The organism is Cyanobium sp. Alchichica 3B3-8F6 (genome assembly GCF_024346435.1).
Classification (GTDB): domain Bacteria; phylum Cyanobacteriota; class Cyanobacteriia; order PCC-6307; family Cyanobiaceae; genus Cyanobium_A.
Map to the genome: position 1 here is coordinate 148,274 of NZ_JAGQCZ010000006.1, position 6,038 is coordinate 154,311.

Sequence of the window (6,038 nt, forward strand, 5' to 3'; positions counted from 1 at the left end):
CGGGATCGAATCGACGCACCTACAGCGGAACGTAGCACTCACATTTGGCCAAATCCCAGGCCAGGGGCGCGTTCTGGGGAAGTTGACAGAAACGGTTACGCAAGCGCTGCCCACCATTTGGTTACAAGCGATACACAGCGGCGCCGGGGTGATCCGTACGGTCCCGCCACGCCGCGACCAGGGCGGCACCCACTCTTTTGTTCGTCATGGCCAAAACAGCCCAAGAGGTCCTGCGTCAGATCAAAGACGAGGGCATCGAGCTGATCGACCTCAAATTTGTCGACCTGCACGGCAAATGGCAGCACCTGACGGTCTGCAACGACTTGATCGATGAAGCCGCCTTCAGCGAAGGTGTGGCCTTCGACGGCTCCTCGATCCGCGGTTGGAAAGCGATCAATGAATCGGACATGGCGATGGTGCCGGATCCGAACACCGCCTGGATCGACCCCTTCTACAGCCACAAAACCCTCAGCCTGATCTGCTCGATCCAGGAGCCCCGCAGCGGCCAGCCCTATGCCCGCTGCCCCCGCGCCCTGGCCCAGAAGGCGCTGAATTACCTCGGCTCCACCGGCATCGCCGACACGGCCTACTTCGGTCCGGAGCCTGAGTTCTTCGTCTTCGACGATGTGCGCTACACCTCCGGTAGTGGCAGCAGCTTCTACAGCGTCGATTCGATCGAAGCCCCCTGGAACACCGCCCGGCTTGAGGAAGGCGGCAACCTGGCCTACAAGATCCAGCTGAAGGAGGGCTACTTCCCGGTTTCGCCCAACGACACCCTTCAGGAGATGCGCTCCGAGATGTTGCTCACCATGGGCAGCCTGGGTGTGCCGATCGAGAAGCAGCACCACGAGGTGGCCACGGCTCAGCACGAACTGGGCATCAAGTTTGCCGAGCTGATCAGCGCGGCCGACAACGTGATGATCTACAAGTACGTGGTGCGCAACATTGCCAAGAAGTACGGCAAGACGGCCACGTTCATGCCCAAGCCGGTGTTTGCCGACAACGGCAGCGGCATGCACGTGCACCAGAGCCTCTGGAAGGGTGGCAACCCGCTGTTCTTCGGCGAAGGCACCTACGCCAACCTCTCGCAAACCGCCCGCTGGTACATCGGCGGCCTGCTCAAGCACGCCCCCAGCTTCCTGGCCTTCACCAACCCCACCACCAACAGCTACAAGCGTCTGGTGCCGGGCTTCGAGGCTCCGGTCAACCTGGTGTATTCCCAGGGCAACCGCTCCGCAGCTGTGCGGATCCCGCTCACCGGACCCAGCCCCAAGGCCAAGCGCCTGGAGTTCCGCTCTGGCGATGCCCTCTCCAACCCCTACCTGGGCTTTGCCGCCATGCTGATGGCCGGCATCGACGGCATCAAAAACCAGATCGATCCGGGCGATGGCACCGACGTCGATCTGTTTGAGCTCTCGGCGGAGGAGTTGTCCAAGATCTCCACGGTGCCCGCCTCCCTCAACGGCGCCCTCGAGGCCCTCGACGCCGACAAGGACTACCTGCTGGCCGGCGGGGTCTTCACCGAAGACTTCATCAACAACTGGATCGCTCTCAAATACGAGGAGGTCCAGCAGCTGCGCCAGCGGCCCCACCCCCACGAATTCGTGATGTATTACGACGCCTGATCAAGGAGCTGTCGCATTGCGCTCAATCCCTGAGCCCTGGCCAAAGGCCGGGGCTTTTTGATGGTCGAAGCGGACCTGCCGAATCCGAACACTGATCAGCTCAGATCGAGCACAGCTCAGCTGAGTCTCCAGGCCTGGAATTCGAGGACTTCCTGGATCGCTGCATGCCATGGGGGCTGTATCTCGAGCCGTTGCTTGGAAACACAAGGGGGGGGCACAGGTCTTCGCTGCTCGCGCTCGCCGGGGCAATCGGCTGGAATGGCAGCACGCGATTGCCCAGCCATGCCCGATCAGCTCACCAAGCTGGCCTACCAAACCATGCAGCAGGGCAAGGCTTTGCTGGGCTTGACCCATAAGGAAGTGAGCACCCGGCTGATGGGGTTGCTGGCTCCGGATGGCACCCCGAAAACCGTGCCGGTGCCGCCGGAATTGATGGGCCGGCTCAAGCAGTCGATGGACTGCCTGCACGAGCGTGATTGGCAGGAGGCGGAGCAGGGTCTGTATCCAGCGTCGTTGCTATTCGATGCCCCTTGGCTCGACTGGGCCAGCCGTTACCCGCTGGTATGGCTGGACATGCCCAGCACCTGGACCCGCCGCAGCGAGCGCAACGTGCGTGACCTACCCCAGGATGTGGATCCGGCCGCCTACCCCGACTACTACCTCCAGAACTTTCACCACCAGACTGACGGCTACCTGAGCGACCACTCCGCAGCCCTCTACGACCTGCAGGTGGAGATTCTGTTCAACGGCACCGCCGATCCGATGCGGCGGCGGGTGTTGGCGCCGCTGCTGCGAGGCATCAAAGCCTTTACCGATCGGCCAGCGGGCCAGTTGCGGGTGCTCGACGTGGCCACCGGCACCGGCCGCACGCTGCGCCAGATCCGGGCCGCCCTGCCCCAGGCCCAGATGGTGGGCCTGGATCTCTCCACGGCCTACCTTCGCCAGGCGAACAAATGGCTGAGCCAGTTGCCCGGCGAGCTGCCCCAGCTGGTGCAGGGCAATGGCGAAAGCATGCCCTTTGCGGAGGCCACGTTCCAAGGCCTCACCTGCGTCTTCCTGTTTCACGAACTGCCTGGAGACGCCCGTCAGGCGGTGATTGATGAGGCCTATCGCGTGCTCGAGCCCGGCGGGGTGGTGGTGCTGGCCGACTCGGTGCAGCTGGCCGATTCCCCCCAATTCAGCGCCGCGATGGAAAACTTCCGGCGCGTGTTCCACGAGCCCTACTACCGCGATTACATCAGCGACGACATCGACGGCCGCATGCGGCAGGCTGGATTTGAAGCCGTCGCCGCCGAATCCCACTTCATGACGCGGATCTGGACAGCGCGTAAACCGCGTTAACGCTTCAGCAACCAGGCCAGCAGCAATCCGGCGGTCGACCAGCGCAGCCCACGCCAGAACAACACCTCCACCCGGTGCGGGGGTGCCAAAGACTCCGGCAGCGGATCCAGCAGGCGCTGGGTCAGGGCCAGGCGCTGGCGTTGGCGCCGCTGGGTCACCCCGGAGCTGTGGCGCGTCAGCGAGGCCTGGGTGAACAAGCCGTCCAAGAGGTGCAGCAGACGGATCGGCTGGTGTACCAGATGGTGGCCCAGGGGTCGGCTCGGCATAGCCAGCTCACAGCAACGCAGCAGTGGCATCAGGATGGGGCCTGCCATCAACAAACGTCCAGTGCCCACCTCGCCGCCCAAGCCATCCCGGTGCTGGCCTGAGGGAGCCCTGGATCAGGCCCTGGCCCTGCAGCGCCAACTGGCCATCGGCGATCGCGATTGGCACGCCCTCAAGGCCCAGCGGTCCCGACGGGGAGCGGAGCAGCTGGCCGCTGCCCTGGTGCTCCTGCTGGGCGGCGATGACCCCAGCGCCCCCCAGGCCAGCGCCGCCCGCCAGCAGGCCATCGAACTGGTGGAACACGGCCTGGGCTGGTTGCGGGGGGAGCTCAGCGACCCCGGTTGCCCCAGCCACCGACCGGCGACAGCACCGCAGCCCGCTGGCGACTGACGGCCAGTTGCAGCCGGTTACCGCGGCTGCTCCAGCGCACGTCGTCAAAGCAGTTGTGGATCAAGAACAGGCCTCGTCCGCCGGTGGCGTCAAGCTGCTCCGGCAGGGACGTGGTGCGGGCATCCGGCGGCAGCCCCGGGCCTTCATCCTGCACTTGCCACACCAGCCAGCGCGGGGTTTCAATCCGCCGCACCCGCAGGCACTTGGCCGGATCGCAACCATTGCCGTGGCGCACCGCGTTGACCAGCGCCTCCTGGAGACCCAGCTGCACCTGGCTCTGAAGCTGCAGGCAGCGGATCGGCTCAATCAGCAACTCCAGCAGCGGAGCGAGCTGCAGGGTCGAAGGCGTGATGAAATCTGACCAGCGCAGCGCCATCCGGCTGGGATCCGCAGGGGCCAATTCGACCCTACGCCGCTGCCGGCACCCTGGCTCAGGCGTTGATGCGCTGTTGCAGAGCGGGATGGCTGAGCAGGGCATCCATCAACCGCACCCCCCGCAGCTGGTTCACCAGGGGCATGTGCCCCTCGGGCGCATCGATGGACCACTGGAAGGAGCCCGGGTAGCGGGTCCACCGGCCCCCGTCCTTCCAGGCCAACTTGGGCCAGAGCAGCTCCCAGCGGTCGTTGCAACTGCGCAGCAGTCGCCCTTGCACGGAAAACCCGAAACGCCCGCACGAAAAGCACACCCAGAGGCGATCCAGGCTGTCGAGATCGGCCGACGGCATCGGCGGCACCTCGCTGTAATACACATAGCCACGGCGCACCGCGGTCGGCCCGGCCAGCTCCCGCAGCAGGGCGCTGGTGATCCGATCGGCCTCCTCAAACTGTTGGGCCATCAGGGCCTGTTGCAGCGGCGCGTAGTCGAGTCCTCGCGCCGACACCGTGGCCAGCCACCCCAGGGGATACCGGGCCAGGAAGGCGTCGCGCAGGCCGTCACTCTCGTCGAGCAACAACTGGATCAGGAAACCGGCGGCCCAGTCGTCGCCAGTGGCATCGAGGGCCGACAGGTGGTCGGCGATCAGCGGCCGCAGGAGCTGCCGCTGCTCCTGCAGGGCGGCCAGCAGGGCACGACGCTGTCGGGGATTGCCGCTCTGAAAGCGCTCAAGCAGAGACTCGGGGCTGGCGCTAGTGGTGGCGGTGACCGGAGGACCGGAAAGCATGGAAGGGGTCGAAGCCTGAAGCGAAGCCAGCGTGGGACCACTATGTCAGCAGAGATCCACAACAACGATGCCGGGCGCCAGCCCCCCCCTCACCGTGGCAGCTTTCCTGGCGGCAGGCGGGCCCATCGTCGATGTACGTAGTCCCCAGGAATTTGCCCAGGGCCACATCCCTGGCGCCCTCAACCTGCCCCTGTTCAGCGATGACGAAAGGGCTCAGGTGGGCACCTGCTACAAGCACAAGGGTCGCCCTGCGGCGATCCAGCTTGGGCTGGAGCTGGTGGGTCCCAAGTTGGCAGCGCTGGGCCAGGAGCTGCGCCGGCTGGGTCAGCACAACACACCCCTGCGGCTGCACTGCTGGCGGGGCGGCATGCGCTCAGGCAGCGTCGCCTGGCTGGCCAGCACCCTGGAGCTACCGGTGCTGCTGCTTGAGGGTGGCTACAAGGCCTACCGCCGCTGGGTGCTGGACACCTTCGAGCGGCCCTGGCCGCTGCTGGTGCTGGGCGGACGCACCGGCACCGGCAAGACCGATCTGCTGCTGGCCCTGCGGCGTCAGGGAGCAGCCGTGGTTGATCTGGAGGGGCTTGCCCACCACCGAGGAAGCAGTTTTGGCGGCTTGGGGCTGCCGACCCAACCCAGCAGCGAGCACTACGAAAATCGTCTTGCGTCCAACCTGCAGGCTCTCGAGGGCCAGGCGCCGATCTGGGTCGAGGCGGAAAGCGCCCAGGTGGGCCGCTGCCGGATCCCCGCCGGTCTGTGGCGGCAGATGGGGGAGGCGCCCGCGATCGAGATCCAGCGCCCACTGGCAGAGCGTGTCGAGCAGCTCGTGGCGGTGTATGGAAACCAGGGGCAGGAGGCCCTGCGCCAGGCCACCGAACGGATCGCCCGTCGGCTGGGGCCTCAGCGCACCGCCACGGCCCTGGAAGCAATCGACCGTTGCGACTGGGCCAGCGCCTGCGTCCAGATGCTGGATTACTACGACCGCTGCTACGACCACGAGCTGAGCCGCCGGAACAGCCCAGTGCTGACCAGCGTCGACCTGGCGGGAATCGCTGCCGATGCCGCCGCCAGCCGGCTGCTGCAGGAGGCAGAGGAGCGCAGTGTTGCAACTGCGGTCCACTCTGAGGCTGGCTCCTAGGAGCCTGTCGCACATAACCCCACCGCCTGCTTCTCCACAGACGCTCTCCAATCTGCCCAGATTCCAGTGACAGCAATGGATCTGGGCTGGAGAATGGGACATGAGCAAGCCCAAAACCTTTCG

Annotated in this window: 7 protein-coding genes; 4 read left to right on the forward strand and 3 right to left on the reverse strand. The window is 65.7% G+C overall.

The window, feature by feature from the left end; translation table 11 throughout:
• The first annotated feature begins 206 nt into the window (after positions 1 to 206).
• Together glnA and KBY65_RS06980 are read left to right on the forward strand one after the other, a co-directional pair.
• Positions 207 to 1,625 (forward strand): type I glutamate--ammonia ligase, encoded by a 1,419-nt coding sequence (glnA, locus tag KBY65_RS06975; protein WP_255000987.1) that lies wholly within the window; start codon positions 207 to 209, stop codon positions 1,623 to 1,625.
• A gap of 282 nt (positions 1,626 to 1,907) precedes the next feature.
• The gene (locus KBY65_RS06980) at positions 1,908 to 2,966 is read left to right on the forward strand and encodes a class I SAM-dependent methyltransferase (RefSeq protein WP_255000988.1); all 1,059 of its coding nucleotides are present in this window, start codon (positions 1,908 to 1,910) and stop codon (positions 2,964 to 2,966) included.
• Here KBY65_RS06980 and KBY65_RS06985 read toward each other — a convergent pair.
• Positions 2,963 to 3,232, reverse strand: a complete 270-nt coding sequence (locus KBY65_RS06985; protein ID WP_158217025.1) for a hypothetical protein — start codon at positions 3,230 to 3,232, stop codon at positions 2,963 to 2,965. The two genes, KBY65_RS06980 and KBY65_RS06985, sit on opposite strands and share 4 nt — an antisense overlap.
• Positions 3,233 to 3,293: 61 nt before the next feature.
• Between KBY65_RS06985 and KBY65_RS06990 the strand changes: the two genes are divergently transcribed.
• A complete protein-coding gene (locus KBY65_RS06990; RefSeq protein WP_255000989.1) occupies positions 3,294 to 3,620 on the forward strand; it encodes a DUF6439 family protein in 327 nt (108 codons plus the stop codon).
• Here KBY65_RS06990 and KBY65_RS06995 read toward each other — a convergent pair.
• Together KBY65_RS06995 and KBY65_RS07000 are read right to left on the reverse strand one after the other, a co-directional pair.
• The gene (locus KBY65_RS06995; protein WP_094559570.1) at positions 3,559 to 3,996 is read right to left on the reverse strand and encodes an ATP-binding protein; all 438 of its coding nucleotides are present in this window, start codon (positions 3,994 to 3,996) and stop codon (positions 3,559 to 3,561) included. The genes KBY65_RS06990 and KBY65_RS06995 overlap by 62 nt on opposite strands.
• Positions 3,997 to 4,051: 55 nt before the next feature.
• Entirely contained in the window at positions 4,052 to 4,780 is a 729-nt protein-coding gene (locus KBY65_RS07000) for a GUN4 domain-containing protein (protein WP_255000990.1), read from the reverse strand.
• Between the two features lie 67 nt (positions 4,781 to 4,847).
• On the opposite strand from KBY65_RS07000, the gene mnmH reads away from it, so the two are divergent.
• Positions 4,848 to 5,915 carry a tRNA 2-selenouridine(34) synthase MnmH gene (mnmH, locus tag KBY65_RS07005; protein ID WP_094559568.1) on the forward strand — a complete coding sequence of 356 codons (1,068 nt, stop codon included), beginning with the start codon at positions 4,848 to 4,850 and terminating at the stop codon, positions 5,913 to 5,915.
• Positions 5,916 to 6,038 lie beyond the last annotated feature (123 nt).

Bases quoted from the DNA above. Each gene is read 5' to 3' on its own strand.
- glnA (WP_255000987.1), top strand. From the start codon at position 207: ATGGCCAAAACAGCCCAAGAGGTCCTGCGTCAGATCAAAGACGAGGGC.
- KBY65_RS06980 (WP_255000988.1), top strand. From the start codon at position 1,908: ATGCCCGATCAGCTCACCAAGCTGGCCTACCAAACCATGCAGCAGGGC.
- KBY65_RS06985 (WP_158217025.1), bottom strand. From the start codon at position 3,232: ATGCCGAGCCGACCCCTGGGCCACCATCTGGTACACCAGCCGATCCGT.
- KBY65_RS06995 (WP_094559570.1), bottom strand. From the start codon at position 3,996: ATGGCGCTGCGCTGGTCAGATTTCATCACGCCTTCGACCCTGCAGCTC.
- KBY65_RS07000 (WP_255000990.1), bottom strand. From the start codon at position 4,780: ATGCTTTCCGGTCCTCCGGTCACCGCCACCACTAGCGCCAGCCCCGAG.
- mnmH (WP_094559568.1), top strand. From the start codon at position 4,848: ATGCCGGGCGCCAGCCCCCCCCTCACCGTGGCAGCTTTCCTGGCGGCA.